The 16,200-nt window shown below is 35.7% G+C and carries 18 protein-coding genes and 1 tRNA gene; 5 read left to right on the top strand and 14 right to left on the bottom strand.

Annotated features, from left to right (window positions below):
- Window positions 1-8 precede the first annotated feature (8 nt).
- The 9 genes from A3GU_RS0106000 to A3GU_RS0105960 all read right to left on the bottom strand — a co-directional run bounded on the left by A3GU_RS0106000 (window position 9) and on the right by A3GU_RS0105960 (window position 5,991).
- Window positions 9-311 (bottom strand): YlxQ-related RNA-binding protein, encoded by a 303-nt coding sequence (locus A3GU_RS0106000; RefSeq protein ID WP_018366635.1) that lies wholly within the window; start codon window positions 309-311, stop codon window positions 9-11.
- Entirely contained in the window at window positions 304-600 is a 297-nt protein-coding gene (gene rnpM / locus A3GU_RS0105995; RefSeq protein ID WP_018366634.1) for an RNase P modulator RnpM, read from the bottom strand. The genes A3GU_RS0106000 and rnpM overlap by 8 nt, the downstream gene beginning before the upstream one ends.
- A 14-nt stretch (window positions 601-614) precedes the next feature.
- Window positions 615-1,769, bottom strand: a complete 1,155-nt coding sequence (gene nusA, locus A3GU_RS0105990) for a transcription termination factor NusA (RefSeq protein WP_026216465.1) — start codon at window positions 1,767-1,769, stop codon at window positions 615-617.
- 89 nt (window positions 1,770-1,858) lie between these two features.
- Entirely contained in the window at window positions 1,859-2,341 is a 483-nt protein-coding gene (gene rimP / locus A3GU_RS0105985; RefSeq protein ID WP_018366632.1) for a ribosome maturation factor RimP, read from the bottom strand.
- Window positions 2,342-2,618: 277 nt separating this feature from the next.
- Window positions 2,619-2,705: transfer RNA gene (locus A3GU_RS0105980), tRNA-Ser, on the bottom strand.
- Between the two features lie 36 nt (window positions 2,706-2,741).
- Window positions 2,742-3,377 (bottom strand): tRNA (guanosine(46)-N7)-methyltransferase TrmB, encoded by a 636-nt coding sequence (gene trmB, locus A3GU_RS0105975; RefSeq protein ID WP_018366631.1) that lies wholly within the window; start codon window positions 3,375-3,377, stop codon window positions 2,742-2,744.
- On the bottom strand, window positions 3,377-4,168 hold the full coding sequence (gene ccrZ, locus A3GU_RS0105970; protein WP_018366630.1) for a cell cycle regulator CcrZ: 792 nt from the start codon (window positions 4,166-4,168) through the stop codon (window positions 3,377-3,379). Before ccrZ ends, trmB begins: the two co-directional genes overlap by 1 nt.
- A 60-nt stretch (window positions 4,169-4,228) precedes the next feature.
- A complete protein-coding gene (locus tag A3GU_RS0105965; RefSeq protein ID WP_018366629.1) occupies window positions 4,229-5,263 on the bottom strand; it encodes an ABC transporter permease in 1,035 nt (344 codons plus the stop codon).
- Between the two features lie 2 nt (window positions 5,264-5,265).
- Complete coding sequence (locus tag A3GU_RS0105960) at window positions 5,266-5,991, bottom strand: ABC transporter ATP-binding protein (protein WP_018366628.1); 726 nt, start codon at window positions 5,989-5,991, stop codon at window positions 5,266-5,268.
- 626 nt (window positions 5,992-6,617) lie between these two features.
- On the opposite strand from A3GU_RS0105960, the gene A3GU_RS0105950 reads away from it, so the two are divergent.
- The 3 genes from A3GU_RS0105950 to A3GU_RS0105940 all read left to right on the top strand — a co-directional run bounded on the left by A3GU_RS0105950 (window position 6,618) and on the right by A3GU_RS0105940 (window position 7,929).
- On the top strand, window positions 6,618-6,998 hold the full coding sequence (locus A3GU_RS0105950; RefSeq protein WP_169333485.1) for a CPBP family intramembrane glutamic endopeptidase: 381 nt from the start codon (window positions 6,618-6,620) through the stop codon (window positions 6,996-6,998).
- A gap of 224 nt (window positions 6,999-7,222) precedes the next feature.
- Window positions 7,223-7,642: an HIT family protein gene (locus A3GU_RS0105945; RefSeq protein ID WP_018366625.1), complete on the top strand. Its 420-nt coding sequence runs from the start codon at window positions 7,223-7,225 to the stop codon at window positions 7,640-7,642.
- Complete coding sequence (locus A3GU_RS0105940) at window positions 7,639-7,929, top strand: hypothetical protein (protein WP_018366624.1); 291 nt, start codon at window positions 7,639-7,641, stop codon at window positions 7,927-7,929. The genes A3GU_RS0105945 and A3GU_RS0105940 overlap by 4 nt, the downstream gene beginning before the upstream one ends.
- Window positions 7,930-8,122: 193 nt before the next feature.
- Here A3GU_RS0105940 and lytR read toward each other — a convergent pair whose 3' ends face one another.
- The 5 genes from lytR to A3GU_RS0105910 form a co-directional block, all read right to left on the bottom strand.
- A complete protein-coding gene (lytR, locus tag A3GU_RS0105935) occupies window positions 8,123-9,433 on the bottom strand; it encodes a glycopolymer--peptidoglycan transferase LytR (protein ID WP_051069444.1) in 1,311 nt (436 codons plus the stop codon).
- Between the two features lie 7 nt (window positions 9,434-9,440).
- On the bottom strand, window positions 9,441-9,965 hold the full coding sequence (locus tag A3GU_RS0105930; protein WP_018366622.1) for a GNAT family N-acetyltransferase: 525 nt from the start codon (window positions 9,963-9,965) through the stop codon (window positions 9,441-9,443).
- Window positions 9,922-10,401, bottom strand: a complete 480-nt coding sequence (tsaE, locus tag A3GU_RS09625) for a tRNA (adenosine(37)-N6)-threonylcarbamoyltransferase complex ATPase subunit type 1 TsaE (RefSeq protein ID WP_051069443.1) — start codon at window positions 10,399-10,401, stop codon at window positions 9,922-9,924. Before tsaE ends, A3GU_RS0105930 begins: the two co-directional genes overlap by 44 nt.
- A gap of 100 nt (window positions 10,402-10,501) precedes the next feature.
- A complete protein-coding gene (locus A3GU_RS0105920) occupies window positions 10,502-11,962 on the bottom strand; it encodes an NCS2 family permease (protein ID WP_018366620.1) in 1,461 nt (486 codons plus the stop codon).
- Between the two features lie 251 nt (window positions 11,963-12,213).
- Window positions 12,214-13,674, bottom strand: a complete 1,461-nt coding sequence (locus A3GU_RS0105910) for an NCS2 family permease (RefSeq protein ID WP_018366619.1) — start codon at window positions 13,672-13,674, stop codon at window positions 12,214-12,216.
- A gap of 274 nt (window positions 13,675-13,948) precedes the next feature.
- Between A3GU_RS0105910 and A3GU_RS0105905 the strand changes: the two genes are divergently transcribed.
- Complete coding sequence (locus A3GU_RS0105905; RefSeq protein WP_026216464.1) at window positions 13,949-14,761, top strand: Cof-type HAD-IIB family hydrolase; 813 nt, start codon at window positions 13,949-13,951, stop codon at window positions 14,759-14,761.
- 363 nt (window positions 14,762-15,124) lie between these two features.
- Window positions 15,125-16,117 (top strand): PTS sugar transporter subunit IIB, encoded by a 993-nt coding sequence (locus tag A3GU_RS0105900; protein ID WP_018366617.1) that lies wholly within the window; start codon window positions 15,125-15,127, stop codon window positions 16,115-16,117.
- The last annotated feature ends 83 nt before the right edge of the window (window positions 16,118-16,200 follow it).

Genomic DNA, 16,200 nt, shown 5'->3' with positions numbered 1-16,200 from the left:
CTATTCGTCTATTCCATAAGAGTCCTCATTTTCTTTGAAAATCCAGCATCTGCAATGGCAACAACCTTCCTTGCTTTACCAAGTGCAGCACTTAATTCCAGTGCACTAAACACTGTGGAGACTTCTACATTATAATAGTTACTTTTATCTGTTACTTTTTTTGTCACATTCGGGCCAGCATCATGAGCCAGAAAAACAAGTGATACTTGTCGCTTCTGAATTGCCTTAACAGCTAATCCTTCTCCAGAAACAACTTTTCCTGCTGCCTGTGCTAAACCAATGAGATTTGATAATTTTTCTAAATTAGTCAAGGCCTAACTCTCTTCTTTTGACTTTGTGATCAACATAGGCAATCAATTCATCATAAAAACTAGTAGACACATCCATAGAAAAGCTACGGTTAAAAACTTGCTTTTTCTTGGCTAAAAGAGCTTCTTCATTATCAAGCTTAATATAAGCACCGCGGCCATTTTTTTTGCCAGTTGGGTCTATAAAAATCTGCCCTTCCTTTGTTTTTACAATGCGTAATAAATCGCGTTTATCGATAAGCTCACCAGAGACAAGTGACTTACGTAAAGGTATTTTCTTATTTTTAGGCATAAACACCTCATTTCTTATTCTTCTTCTGGAAGAACTACTTCTTGTTCACTTACCTCTTGACTAGGGCTATCTTCATTTTCAGCTTCCATTTTCTCATATTCACTAGCTGATTTAATATCAATACGGTAGCCTGTCAAATGAGCTGCCAAACGAACATTTTGTCCTCTTCGACCAATAGCAAGTGATAATTTGCTATCTGGCACAACAACTGTTGCTCGTTTTATATCTTCATCATCAAACAAGACCATGTCAACCTCTGCAGGTGCAATAGCATTATAAATAAATTCTGCAGGATCTTCCACCCATTGAATCACGTCAATGTTTTCTTCTACAGGCACTTCGATACCTGTCTTAGCATCAAAACGTTTAGGATGGAATTTGCTAATAACCTTTTTGATATTGCTTCCGCCACGCCCTACTATTGTACCAATAGCATCAACGTTAACATTATGACTTCTAACCGCAACCTTTGTTCTATCACCAGCTTCGCGGGAAACACTCATAATTTCCACCGTTCCATCAAAAACTTCTGGAATTTCTTGTTCCATGATACGCTTGATGAATTCTGGATGACTACGGCTTACAAAAACATTGACACCTTTAGGATTATTTTCTACTTTATAAACATAGACCTCGATACGGTCATGTGATTTAAAGCTTTCACCTGGAATTTGATCTTGATGTGATAATTGCGCTTCTAATGAGCCAAGGTTAACATAGATGAAGCGTTGATCAAAACGTTCAACTGTACCTGTCATGATTTCACCTTCATGCTGCTTGTACTCATTAAAGGTAACTTCACGCATTTGGCGGCGCATCTTTTCCATGATTGTCTGCTTAGCAGACTGAGCTGCTACACGACCAAACTCAGTAACTGATTCTTCAAAGCGAATCTTATCACCTAGTTCATAAGCCGAACTAATAGCCAGAGCATCTCTTAAGCTGATTTCTAAACGGCTATCAAATACTTCTTCTACAACCTCACGCACTGAAAAAACTTGGAAATCTCCTGTTTTTTCATTATATTCAATATCACAGGACTCTGATTGACCATAACGGCGTTTATAGGCAGATTTTAAGGATTCCATTACAGCTTCAATGATATCTTCTTTGTTAATGTGTTTTTCTTCTTCCAGAATCCGGAAGGCTTCTAGCATTTCTTTGCTCATATTTTTAGATGCTTTGCAATAACTTGCATAAGCTAAATTCCTTTCTTAAATTCATCTCTCAAGAGACTTTTTTACTCATTTAAAGTCTCTTATAGTTTAACCGCTAAGCGGGCTTTGGCAACTGCCTGATAGGGGATTTGGACCGTTTTTTGTCGTGTCTTATCGAGGTAACTTATAGTAAGCGTTTCGCCATCAAAGGCAAGCAAGTCACCTTGAAATACTTTTACCTTATCAATAGCCTTATAAAGGCTAACATTAACATAGGCTCCTACTGCTTTTTGAATGCTTTCAGCTGTCTTTAATGGTCTCTCAAGACCAGGACTTGAAACTTCTAGCATATATTGTTCAGGAAAAGGATCTGGCTTAATAGTATCCAGCAAAGGGCTAATAAGTTCTGTTAATTGGGCAGTATCTTCTATTGTTATACCACCTTCCTTATCAACTAAAATACTAAGAACATAGTCACTTCCCATTTTCTCATATTCTACATCAACCAACTGGTATGGTGCTTCAATGACTGGCGTCACATGTTCTGTAACGATATCAATAATATTGTGATTAGCTATTGTCATAACCCCCTTTTTCAAGCAAACTGAGACAAAATATCTCTATATAGTAAATGTCAATACAAAAGTGGCGAGATATCTCTCACCACCCTTCTATATATTTGTTAGTATTATTATACCATACTAACAGGATATTGCAAGGCTTAGCTTTTTTCAGCCTTATAAATTAAGAGATTAGCAGAAAAAAACGACCAAGTTACCAAGAGCATTTTTCAAATATGTGATTTTGACGGGTAAAAAACGGGTGAATACCCCCAAAACCTTGATATAGCAACAGGATAAAAGGAGAGGAGGGGATTCGAACCCCCGAGCCCCGTTAAGGACTACACGCTTTCCAAGCGTGCGCACTCGGCCACTATGCGACCTCTCCATAAAAGAAGCTGAGAATAATAAATGTTTATCTCAACTAAAATTTAGCTTCTACTCTATAAATAACTTGACCTTTACTAGAAAATTTAGCTTCATACTCAGTCATGACATTTTTTTCAAAATCACTAGCATGTAAATCTAGCCATACCTGCTTTAATAGCATACCATATTGAGAAAAACTAGCCAAGCTATATTCAAATAAACCACGATTATCTGTTTTAAAATGAATTTCGCCATTCTCAGGTAGTATTTGCTTATAGGTATCCAGAAAATCTCTATAGGTCAATCGACGTTTTTCATGTTTTGATTTAGGCCATGGATCTGAAAAATTCAGATAAAGCAACTGAATCTCACCGTCTTCAAAATAGTTGGTTAAACTAGAACCATCTACCCTTAAAAGCCTAATATTAGGAAGCTGACTAGCCAGAACCTTGTCTAGGGCATAACTAAGAACAGAAAGTTGGATATCAATACCGATGTAATTAATATCAGGATTTTGTAAGGCCATACCTGTGATAAAGTTTCCCTTACCAGAACCAACCTCAATATGAATCGGGTTGTCATTCCCAAAAACGTCTTTCCAGTGCCCCTTAGCATCTTCAGGCTCTAAAATAACATAGTGTGGATTATTTTCTAGGTGCTCTTGTGCCCCTTTTCGTTTTCTAACTCGCATTATTTCTTTCTAAATGACTCCCTAAACTTACGTAAGGCATAAATTTCCTGATTGACATGTTCCATATCTCTTTGTTCAAAACAACGTAATATCTGTGTTAAATAAGATAACTGTCCGTACCAGACAATTTTACTCATCACCTTTTCGTTATTTTTATAACCATAATAAGATAACCATTCTGGCCAGCGTAAGCGTGGAATATAATGACTCAATAAATAAGCAACGTCATACATGCGATCTGTCAATCTGACAGAATCCCAATCACACAAATAAATCATGCCACTGGTTGTGATAACCCAGTTACTGTGCTTGATGTCGCCGTGAACAATAGTTGCAACCTCAGCCCGAAATTCTGGTAAACTTTTCTTTAATTCTTTTACAACTCCTTGTAAATAAGTATTCTGTTGAATTTGCAAGGGTGCATTTTTTTCAAAATCAGCTAACAAATCATAAGGATTTTCAATCTTATAATCCAGTTGAAGCAACTGATTAACCAACTGTTTTGACTTGTGCAATCTTAGTAAAATATGAACAATCTGTTTACTATTCATATCTTTACGAGATAAGATGCGCCCATTAAGCCATTCTTGAGCACTCATCATATCGCCATTACCCATACGTTTTGCCCATAATAGTTGTGGTGCAATCTGTTCTTTAGCTAAGGCTGGTAAGATTGGCGTTGTATTTAACTTTATAAAGACGTTATCACCATTAGGGTAAGTCCCTTTATAAGCTTTGCCACTCTTACCTTTTAAGGGCGTCAATGTTAAATCTTGTTCTGTTGTTGTCACCTTATCGCCCTCCTTTTCTCTTTCAAATCACTTAATCCTATTTTACTTGTTTTATATGACTTAGTCAATTATGTTCTTCAACTTATAAGGAATATAAATAAAATTTAGTAATAATGTAATTCCAATTAAGACTAGAGCCTTAAAGAAAGACTGACTTATAACTAGTTCAACTAATAAAATAAGAGCTGATAAACCACGTAAAAAACCAAGAAGATTTTTCTTTTTCAAATCCCCACTAGTTGGGTATAAAAGGGAAAGATAATGGTAATCATAATGCTTATAAAGGGATAATAATTGAAATAATAACAAATAAGTAAAGACTCCTGTTAGTATCAAGGACAGGTAAGTGTTAGAAATAAAGAATAAGGATAAAAGACTTAACAAAAATAATCTAAGGCTTAAACCCAAATAATCTGAACTTCTCAAAAAAGCTCTCAAATACAAGTTAGACCATAATTGTGTTGATTTTTTAGGAACTAATTTTAAGATACTATTTAAATAAGTCCTTTTTTTAAAACGAGTAGAAATCCCTTTAACATTTGTAAATAAGGAATAAAATTTAAGGATTCGCTGTTTACGCTCCTGCTCTGCAGATATGGCCTTAGCCCAATTTAAATGCCCATCTTCTAGCAAAGCCATCACTTTTTTCTTTTGTAAAAACCATTTTATAACGATTAAAACAAGAGTTAGACAAATAAACAAACTTAAAGTAACACCTAGCTTGATAAAAACAGGATATAAAAGGAGTAAAAAAACTGTCTGTAGGCTGGACCATCTTATAAAACTAGCGAGACTGGCCTTTTTTAGATAAGCAATAACTTCCTTTTCTTTACATAATAAAAAATGACTGTCTGCCTCTTCCAGATAGCTAGCAGGTGAGCCAACCCTTAATAAAATAAGCAACAAAAAGATAAGAATAATAGCTACTGGAAAATGATTTTTAGGAAAATGATGTAATAGCTGACTATACTGATAGAGAATATAACCTAGGAAAAAGACTAGAACCAAAACAAAATGATCATTAAAAACGTAAGGAAGATACTTACCATGTAATTTTTGGAAATCTCTTTTTCTTTTCTGGAATAATGCTTGCATGGCTAAACCTCTTTAGTTAAAGCTAAATAAATATCATTTAAGCTAGCATTTGGATTAGCAAAACTATCCCTTAAATCCTGCAAGCTCCCTTGTGCTCTTATCTGACCCTGATGTAGTATGACAAACTTATCACACATCTTTTCTGCAGAATCAAGGACGTGGGTACTCATCAAAATTGATTTTCCCTTAGCCTTTTCAACTTCCAAGTAGGCAATCAAATCTGAAATAGCCAAAGGATCTAACCCCAAAAAGGGTTCATCTAAGATAAAAAGACTGGGATCAATAATAAAAGCACAAATTATCATGACTTTCTGCTTCATCCCCTTAGAAAAATGGATAGGATACCAATCCAACTTATCCGCTAAACGATAGGTTTCTAAAAGAGGTTTTGCTCGTTCCAAAGCGACACTTAAATCAACATCATAAGCCATAGCAATTGTTTCAATATGTTCAGCTAGGCTTAACTCTTCATATAAACTAGGTGTTTCTGGAATAAAACCTATCTTTTTACGATAGTCTGCCCCATTTTCAGCTAAAGTAAGGCCATCAATAACTATTTTTCCTTTATAAGGTCTTAAAAGGCCAATAATTTCATTAATTGTTGTTGACTTACCAGCCCCATTTAAACCGATTAATCCCACAAGTTGACCATCATCAACCGTGAAACTAATATCCTTTAAAACAGGAAGATTTAAATAGCCTCCTGTTACCTTTTCTACTTTCAACATAATGATATGATACTTTCTATTTTTCTTTTTCTTGCTGCTTCTATTATAGCAAAATCCGTTTATAAAGGGAGCAAAAAGGAAGTCTTCCTATTCAATAACAGATTAGTTCCCAAACTGCTAGCTATTTCAACCCTATTCAAAAAGCTTATATTGCCACCAAAGATTTAAATTGTTATAATCCTTTTATCTAATCTTTATTTGCGTTAAATGAACAATAAATGTGTCTATTTTAATGTAAATTTTATCATTTTAGAAAGTGAGTAGCAAGCATGCTTCATTATTTTTTTAAACCAAGAAAAGCTGTTTTAAAGAGTTTTCTCTTAACTGTTCTGACCCTTATTGTCCTGAAACTGACTGGCTTACTTGTTTCTTTTGAGTCTAATGTATCAATTATCGTCAGTGATGGAATTGCTTCTATACTATCTTTATACTTATTTGGCAGGGAAATTTTTTACCAAAATTAGCTTTTAAATGGTCTTCCTTTTGGCTAGGGATCAAAAAGTGCTGGTATGTCATCTTTCTTTGTCTCTTACTGGTTCTGCCTAACATAAGTGAGTTAGACTATTCACGTTTAAGCTTCACCACTGTTAATTTAATACTCTGGGCCAATTTACTGATTGGTTTATTTGAAGAATTATTTTTTTAGGGGCCTTATTTTCTCCCGTCTAGAAAAAGAATATTCTCCCTTGAAAGCTAGCTTAATCTCTGCTTTGCTATTTGGCTTAGCCCATTCCTTAGGACTACTTAGTGATCAACCATCTCTCCTGATTTTATCTCAGATTATCTATGCTTTCTTTATGGGAATACTTTTTGGAGCTGTTTTTTATGTGACCAAGAATATCTGGTCTCTCGTCTTCTTACATGGCTTAGTGGACTTCTGCTCTGCTATCATTAAGATCAATACAGACAAAAACCAGCTTGAAGATGCAAGCACTATCTTAGAAACAGCTATAGCTAATCTTGTCTTTGTTTTTCCAGCTGCCCTTATAGGGTTAACTATTTTATAATAAAGCTCATAAAAAACAAAAGAAGATTTAACATAAGAGAGCTTTCTAGTAAACCTAGCTAGTTTTCTTCCTTAAAAAGGAGATATTCTGAATTGCATTATCCCTGTGACAATGCTAAGATTAGAATAAGAAGTTTGTTGTTCTAGCTCTTAACGGTATAAAAAGGTGTTATGCTTGCCAAAAATACCTAGATAAATAGCTGTAAAATAGAAAGGAATTCCAATATGGAAGATTGTATTTTTTGTAAAATAATTAATGGTGATATTCCTTCTTCTAAAGTCTATGAAGATGAGCAGGTTCTAGCTTTTCTTGATATTACACAGACTACACCAGGACACACCTTATTGGTTCCTAAAAAACATGTCCGCAATGTTTTAGAAATGGATCAAGAAACTGCTAGTCTCACCTTTGCAAGACTCCCTAAAATAGCCCGTGCTCTAAAAAAAGCAACTAAGGCACCTGCCATGAATATTATCAATAACAATGAAGATCTCGCAGGTCAAACAGTCTTTCATGCACATATTCATCTCCTTCCTCGCTATGATAAAAATGATGGTATCTCTATTCAATATACTACACACGAACCTGATTTTGAACAACTAGCCCAACTTGCTAGTAGCATCCAAAAGGAGATCATGGAATGACATTAAAAACCCTGTCCTTAACAGCATTAGTAGCATTTGGTGCCTACAAGGCTTATCAACATAAAGATAAGTTTCTTAAAAATCTAGAAAATGCAAAAACCTCAAAAGACCTTATCCAAAATGACCTTGAAAAAATAAAGTGTAATCTTACCAATCTTCAAAATCAGATTAAAACCCTGGTTCCCCTAGAAGAAGATCTAAGTTATAAAGTAAAAGTCTTCTATAAAGAAACAGAACCCATCATTAATCAGATAAAAGAACGCATGGAAAAATACCAGCAAGAATAAACCCTTTATATATTGATAGTAAGAAACGAAGTAAAATCTACCTCTTGTCCAAGAACAAGGGGTTTTTAAAATGCATCAAACAGGACAAAAAAGATTGAAGAAAATTTCTCCTTAGAAATTTTCTTCAATCTAAATTAACTACAATGAAATAAGGATAGCTTCGCTACAAGCAAGCATCAAGTAAATAGTATCCTTAGTGTCCTTGCCCAACACCAGCTCCTGAATCTTGTGAACCACTAGGGGCAAGAGAAGGACTTGGATGGGTCGTGCCTGAATTAGCTTGACCTGCACCTCCTTCTACCGGGGCTGAATAAGAAGGGCTACTTTCTGGTGGAATGATGGTCACATTATTACTAGATTCAGAATAGTAGGTGCGTCCTCCTGTGTCATCAGAATAGCTTGAATATTGGCCTCCCGATTGTGAATAATTACCATTGGAATTGGTCGTACTAGACTTGTTTTTACCACGGCCTCCATTTACTGCAGAGCCCAAACCATATAACTGTTCATAGGTAACAGCACTAGTTGATAGAGAGGTTATGGGATTTAAGCCTAATTGACTTCTTATCTTATTTTGCACTTCTAAGATATGTTCTTCAGTCACAATCTGATAAGAGCCGCCATCATCTAAGGTAGCATCTTCTCCTTTTAGTTGATAAGACTCAATAGATTTCAAGGCATCTGTATAGCCCAGTAATTTAGGGATTGTGTTTGCTGATATCTCAATATTGGTTTGCATGTTACTACTTACTGCCTTTAAAATATTGCGGTAAGAGCTAACACTGTCTAGGGCAAGAATTTTTTTCAGCACTTTTTGAATGACAATTCGTTGCCGTTTTTGTCTACCATAATCCCCATCAGGGTCATCGTAACGCATCCGAGCATAAACCAAGGCCTGTTCTCCATTGATTTTATGGGTTCCTGGTGCAACACTGGCTTGATATTCAGGCTCATTTTCCGCAATGGAAATCGGAAAATCAAATTCATTGGTAACTGTAATACCACCAACAGCATCTACCAGATCAACAAGACCTTGCATGTTAATTTGCACATAATTGTCTATCTTAATATTCAGTAAATCTTGTACTGTTAAAAGAGCCATTTCTGCTCCGCCAGCTGCATAGGCTGCATTCAACTTAGCCTCTGCCCTATCCATATCATTGCCTTTTGGCCCTGATAGCTTCATTAGGATGTCTCTTTCTAAGCTGGTCATAGTAGTCTTTTTAGTTTTAGGATTAACAGTAACTAGAATCATCGAGTCACTGTTTCCTTCCCACTTGGATTTTCTCTCAGAGGAACCTGTATCTACACCCATTAAGAGGATAGAAAAGGGTTTAGTTTCGCTAATAGCTGTACTTTTTTTACCATTTGAAAAGTCCTTAAAGGTCTTTGATAATTCTCCTGTAGAGAAAGTGTAGGCACTTGTAGCATAGACAGCAAGTGCAACAAAGCTGGTCACTATAATAGCTGAAAGCATTAAGAATATTTTTTTTCCAATTTTCATGTAATCATCATTCATCTAAAACTTTACCCATATAGTAAAGGTCTAAATAGTCTCCATTTTTTGTTTTAACACCTAATTTTCTGCTTCCCTCAATCTCAAAACCATAAGTTTGATACAGGTGTATGGCACCAAGATTTCTAACTTGAACTTGTAATTCAAGCTTTAAGAGTTGAGGGGTCTGTCCTGCCCAATCAAGAGCGACTGCCATTAATTCCTTACCTAGGCCAAAGCCTTGATAATTTTCTTCAATAATAATAAAAAGTTCACCGATATGACAGGTATCTACTGATTTTTCACTAGCAATGTTTAAAAGTCCCACAACTTGGTGATCAATCTTCAACAAGAGACAAATATCTGCCAAGCTATTGCTACTATTTGCAAGGAAAGTGCCTAAGTCCTCTTCACTTGCTGCCAAAATCTCAGTCGTTTCAGAAATAAAATCAGTTTGCCGGCTTACCTTGTGAAATAATTCAAGGACCTGTTTGGCATCATAGACTTGAGCTTCTTCTATGGTAACAGTCTGTTTGGTCATTAGTCAGTTTCTCAATAATTTCTTTTGCGCGTGAGCCCTTTGCCTCTAACTGAACAGCTCTGCCATTGTCCCTTTTAACAATAAAAAGGTGTAGATAATCCTGAAAAAGCCCCTCATCAAGAAGCTCCCCCCATTCAATAACAGTTACTCCATCTCCATAGATAAAGTCATCCAAGTCGATAGAATCTGGATCATCGCCGATACGGTAAACATCTAGGTGATAAAGGGGTAAATTTCCCTCATATTCTCTTACAATCGTGTAAGTGGGACTTTTCACCATCTGGCTAATCCCTAAGCCTTTAGCAATCCCTTTGGTGAGCGTTGTTTTCCCAGCTCCTAAGTCTCCTGACAAAATAAGGACATCCTGAGCTTGCAAAAGACGACCAAGTCGAAAACCATAGTCAATCAGCTCATTTTCATTTTTACTATAAAACATAAAAACATTATAGCAAAAAAGAAAGCCACTTCCAAGTAGATACTGTAGAATAACAATAAGGAAGGCTGCTGATGACAACCTCCCTTACTGGATAATGATATTATAAAATAGCAAGTATGATAAAGTTAATGATAAATAGGAAGGTTGCTCCCCAAAGAATTGGATGAATCTCCTTGGCTTTTCCTTTAGTTACTTTCACCAAGCAATAAAAGATAAAGGCTGCTGCAATACCATAAGAAATGGAGTAACATAAAGCCATAAAGAAGGCTGCAAAGAAGGCTGGTAAAGCTTCTTCAAAATCACTCCAATTAACATCTAAGAAAGATGATACCATCATTACACCAACTATAATTAAGGCTGGAGCTGTTGCTGCTGCGGGTACAATTCCAACAAGAGGCAGTATCAAGATAGATAATAGGAAACAAACTGCTGTCGAAACTGCTGTTAAACCAGTTCTTCCTCCCTCAGCAATCCCTGCTGCTGACTCGACATAAGTAGTTGTATTTGAAGTTCCAAATAAGGCACCAATAGAGGTTCCAATGGCATCTGCAAATAAAGCACGGTCCATTTTTGAACTAAAGCCACTACTTTTTTCAAGAGCAGCTTCATCTTCTGCTGAAAAAATGCCTGTACGACGACCTGTTCCAATAAAAGTTCCAATTGTATCAAAGGTATCTGATAGAGAAAAGGCAAAGATGGTCATAAAGACTAGAGGAAGACGGCTTGAATCACTGAATAACGATGACATGCCATCAAAAGCAGCTAAGAAGGTAACACCCAATTCATTAAAGGCTGTTCCAATATGGTTGTCTGCAAAATTAAGCTGTGATAAATCAACAACTCCCATAGGTATACCAACAAGGGTTGTAGCAACTATTCCCAACAAAATAGCTCCTCTTACGTTTTTAATAACTAGGATTGCTGTTAATAGCAAGCCAAAAATAGCAAGTAAGACACTAGGGTTGGTAAAATTGGAAATCGCTGGTATGACCCCACCATTTGCATCTAAGGACATAATTCCATGAGCAAATGTTTTAGCACTTGCCTTAGCCGATGCGACCCCATTTACAGCAATAATATTCTCCGAGGATAAGGAGAACTGGATAATATTAGCACTTTTAAAACCAAGATAGGCGATAAAGACCCCAATACCACCACCAATAGCATGTTGTAAACTCACTGGAATAGCCTTGATAATATTTTTACGGAACTTTGTTATGGTAATAAAAATATTAAACAAACCACAGATAAACACCATGGCTAAGGCTTCCTGCCATGAAAACCCTAAACTAAAGACAACTGTATAGGTAAAAAAGGCATTTAAACCCATACCTGGAGCTAAAGCATAAGGAACATTTGCAAAAAGTCCCATGATCAAAGTAGAAATAGCTGCTGCAATAATGGTTGCCAAGAAAACAGCCTTTGTAGGCATGCCCGCTGCACCTAAAATGCTAGGGTTAACAAATAAAATATATGACATTGCAAAAAAAGTGGTCAATCCTGCAACAATCTCTGTTGAAAGTTTAGTTCCATTTTCTTTGAGTTTAAAAAACTTTTCCATGTGAATGGGCTCTCCTTAAATATGTAAGGTAAATTTAAAAGAAAATAAAAAAACATCACCTGAGTGAAGAGGCTTTAATTCTTGTAATTTACGAACTATATTTTTATAATAACATATAATAGTTCCTTTTTCAAGGTAATTATTTTGATTTATCCTTTTAACATTTGTTTTTAAGACTATTATTATTTTTTCCTCAAAAAAAGCCTCAAGGAACTATCCTTGAAACTTTCTGTTTCTATACTAGTAACTTTCTAAAGACCAGCAAGAATAACAAAGTTGAGAATAAATAAGAAGCTGGCTCCCCATAAAATAGGGTGAACTTCTTTGGCCTGACCTTTTACTGTTTTCACTAAGCAATAAAAGATAAAGGCTGCTGCAATACCGTAAGAAATTGAGTAACACAAGCCCATAAAGAAGGCTGCAAAGAAGGCTGGTAAGGTTTCTTCAAAATCGTTCCAGTTAACATCAGCAAAACCTGCCACCATCATAACACCAACTATAATTAAGGCTGGAGCTGTTGCTGCTGCAGGCACTAATCCAACCAAAGGCAGCAAGACAACTGAAGCGACAAATAAAAGGGCAGTTGTAACAGATGTTAGACCTGTACGTCCACCTGCTGAGATTCCAGCTGATGATTCTGCATAAGTTGTTGTATTAGATGTCCCAAATAATGCTCCAATTGCTGTTCCAAGAGCATCAGCAAACAAGGCACGGTCCATCTTTGAGCTAAGCCCTGATCCATTTTCTAAGGCTGCTTCATCTTCGGCAGAGAAAATACCTGTACGACGACCAGTCCCAATAAACATACCTAAAGTATCAAAAGTATCTGACAATGAAAAAGCAAAAATAGTCATCAAAACTAAAGGTAGTCGACTTGAGTCGCTAAATAGAGCTTTCATTCCATCAAAAGCAGCTAAGAAAGTAATTCCTAACTCAGCAAAACCAGTTTGTAAGTTATTATTTGCTAAATCAATAGTTGATACATCAACAACTCCCATAGGAATACCAACAAGAGTTGTTACAATAATTCCAATTAAGATAGCTCCACGGACCTTTTTAATAACTAGGATAGAAGTGAAAAATAAGGCCATAAGTGCTAATAGTACACTTGGTGAGGCAAAGTTAGAAATAACAGGCACCACACCTCCATTTGCAAAGACAGATTGGATACCATTATCGAAAGTGTTTGCTGTTGTATCAGCAGTTGCTACACCATTAACACTGATAATATTGTTTCCTGATAAAGAGAAATTAATAATATTGGCATTCTTAAAACCGAGATAGGCCACGAAGATCCCAATTCCACCTCCGATAGCATGTTGAAGGGTTAAAGGAATGGCCTTAACAATACTCTTACGTATCTTGGTAACTGTGATAAGAATATTAAACAGACCACAGATAAATACCATGGCTAAGGCTTCCTGCCATGAAAATCCTAAGCCAAACACTACTGTATAAGTAAAAAAGGCATTTAATCCCATACCGGGTGCTAGGGCATAAGGGACATTGGCAAATAGTCCCATGAACATGGTTGAGATAACCGTTGCTATAATAGTAGCTAAGAAAACAGCCTGAGTTGGCATTCCTGTAGCACCTAAAATAATAGGGTTAACAAATAAAATATATGACATTGCAAAAAATGTTGTCATACCAGCTGCGATTTCAGTGGAAACTGTTGTTCCATGAGAGCTAAGCTTAAAAAACTTTTCCATTTGGATGGAATCTCCTTAATTTATGATAATAATGGCAGAAATCAAAAGAGCTATCTTAAGCGATACCTCTTTGTCTATTTACCACTTGAAATCATCCATTTAACGAACGATGTTACTATCATATCATGGCATTGTTCCATTTTCAATATATTTTTTCATTTTTTTACCATTTTTTTATTATATTTTTCTACTTTTTTAATAAGAAATATCTTTTTAGATCTTTTGAAACAAGAAGATACTTTTTAAATAATTATCATTCTGGTATAATCACTTTATGAGAAAAAAATTGATTGCTATTGACTTAGATGGTACCTTGCTACATCATGATAATACTATTTCTGATTATACAAAAAAAATAATTGCTAAAGTTCAAGAAAAAGGACATCAGGTTATTATTTCTACTGGACGACCTTATCGGATGGCGCTAGACTACTATCTGCAACTAAATTTAAAAACACCTATTATTACCTTTAATGGTTCCTTAACGCATATGCCAGAACAAAAATGGGCTTTTGAGCATAATGTGACCTTAGATAGGAAATATCTTTTTGATATTTTAAAATACCAAAATGACTTCCAAATGGATTTCATTGCTAGTGAGTATCGTAAAAACTTTTATATCACCTTTAGCCATCGAGATAAAATTAACCCGCAATTGTTTGGAGTTGAGGCTATAACAGATGAGATGATGTTAGAAGAAGTAAAAATAACCCGCAATCCTAATGCTCTCTTAACACAAACCCATCACCAGGATAAATACGCCCTAGCTAAGAGTATGAGAGCCTTCTTTAAAGATGAAATTGAGATTGATTCTTGGGGTGGACCCCTGAATATCCTAGAGATTTCCCCTAAAAATATTAACAAGGCATATGCACTCAATTATTTACTGGGAGTTTTAAATAAAGATAAAAAAGATTTGATTGCCTTTGGAGATGAGCATAATGATACCGAAATGCTAGCCTTGGCAGGAACTGGTTATGCTATGAAAAATGCTAGTCCAGTCCTTCTTCCCTTTGCAGATCAACAGCTTGAATTTTCAAATGAAGAAGACGGAGTCGCTAAAAAATTAGAAGAACTTTTCTTATAAATTTGCACAGATCACTCTTAGTAAAGAGGGGTCTTTTTATATTCGTTTATTGCTTAAGTTAAGTAAAATCCGTTTTCACCTATCATGGTTTTTTCCAGATAATTTTCTGTCTTTTTTCATATCAAATCGTAATATAATACCATTATCACCCGTAAATTTGATTATATTCTACCGAATTCTGAAAATTTTTTCATATTTTATAATAAATTTTCAAAAAGTATTGATTTTTTGTTGAAAACGTTTTAAAATAGAGACGTTCTTGAATTTCGTTTAAAGGAAAAAGAATTGCCAAATTTAAAATTTGGAAGGAGATTATTCTTCTTCATTTCAACGAAAAAAATTATATAAGGAGGAAGAACAAGAATGGGTATCGGTATTATTATTGCCAGCCACGGTAAATTTGCTGAAGGTATTCATCAATCTGGTTCTATGATTTTTGGCGAGCAAGAGAAAGTTCAAGTTGTAACTTTCATGCCAAATGAAGGACCTGATGATTTATATGGACACTTCAACAATGCTATCGCACAATTTGATGCTGATGATGAAATCCTTGTCCTAGCTGACCTTTGGAGTGGATCTCCATTTAACCAAGCTAGTCGTGTTATGGGTGAAAATCCTGACCGTAAAATGGCAATCATCACAGGTCTTAACCTGCCAATGCTTATTCAATCTTACACAGAGCGTATGATGGACGCTAACGCTGGGGTTGAACAAGTTGCAGCTAATATTATTAAAGAATCTAAGGATGGCGTTAAGGCTCTTCCAGAAGAACTTAACCCAGTTGAGGAAACTTCTGAAGTAAAAGCAGCTGCCCCAGTGGTTCACGGTGCTATTCCTGAAGGAACTGTCATCGGAGATGGTAAATTAAAAATCAACCTTGCGCGTATTGACACACGTCTCTTACATGGACAGGTGGCAACATCATGGACACCTGCTTCTAAAGCAAATCGTATTATTGTAGCTTCTGATGAAGTTGCCCAAGATGAACTACGCAAGCAACTTATTAAACAAGCTGCTCCTGGTGGTGTCAAAGCAAACGTCGTTCCAATTAGCAAACTTATTGAAGTTTCAAAAGACCCTCGTTTTGGAAATACGCAAGCACTTATCTTATTTGAAACCGTTCAAGATGCCTTACGTGCAATTGAAGGTGGCGTTGACATTAAAGAATTAAATGTTGGTTCAATGGCTCATTCAACTGGTAAAACAATGGTTAACAACGTTTTATCTATGGATAAAGATGACGTTGCTGCCTTTGAAAAACTAGAGCAACTAGGTGTTAAGTTTGATGTTCGTAAAGTTCCAAACGATTCACAAAAGAACTTATTCGACTTAATAAAAAAAGCAAATGTGAATTAAGTATGAGTAAGGAATGTTACTAAAGTATCTATTCCTTACACGCTAACTGCTAGAGGCGGATTAGCTACATACCCCACTACCTA

Source organism: Streptococcus didelphis DSM 15616 (assembly GCF_000380005.1).
GTDB classification, from domain to species: domain Bacteria; phylum Bacillota; class Bacilli; order Lactobacillales; family Streptococcaceae; genus Streptococcus; species Streptococcus didelphis.
The sequence above is the reverse complement of the archived record's forward strand: the minus strand, read 5'-3'. Positions and strand labels throughout refer to the sequence as shown.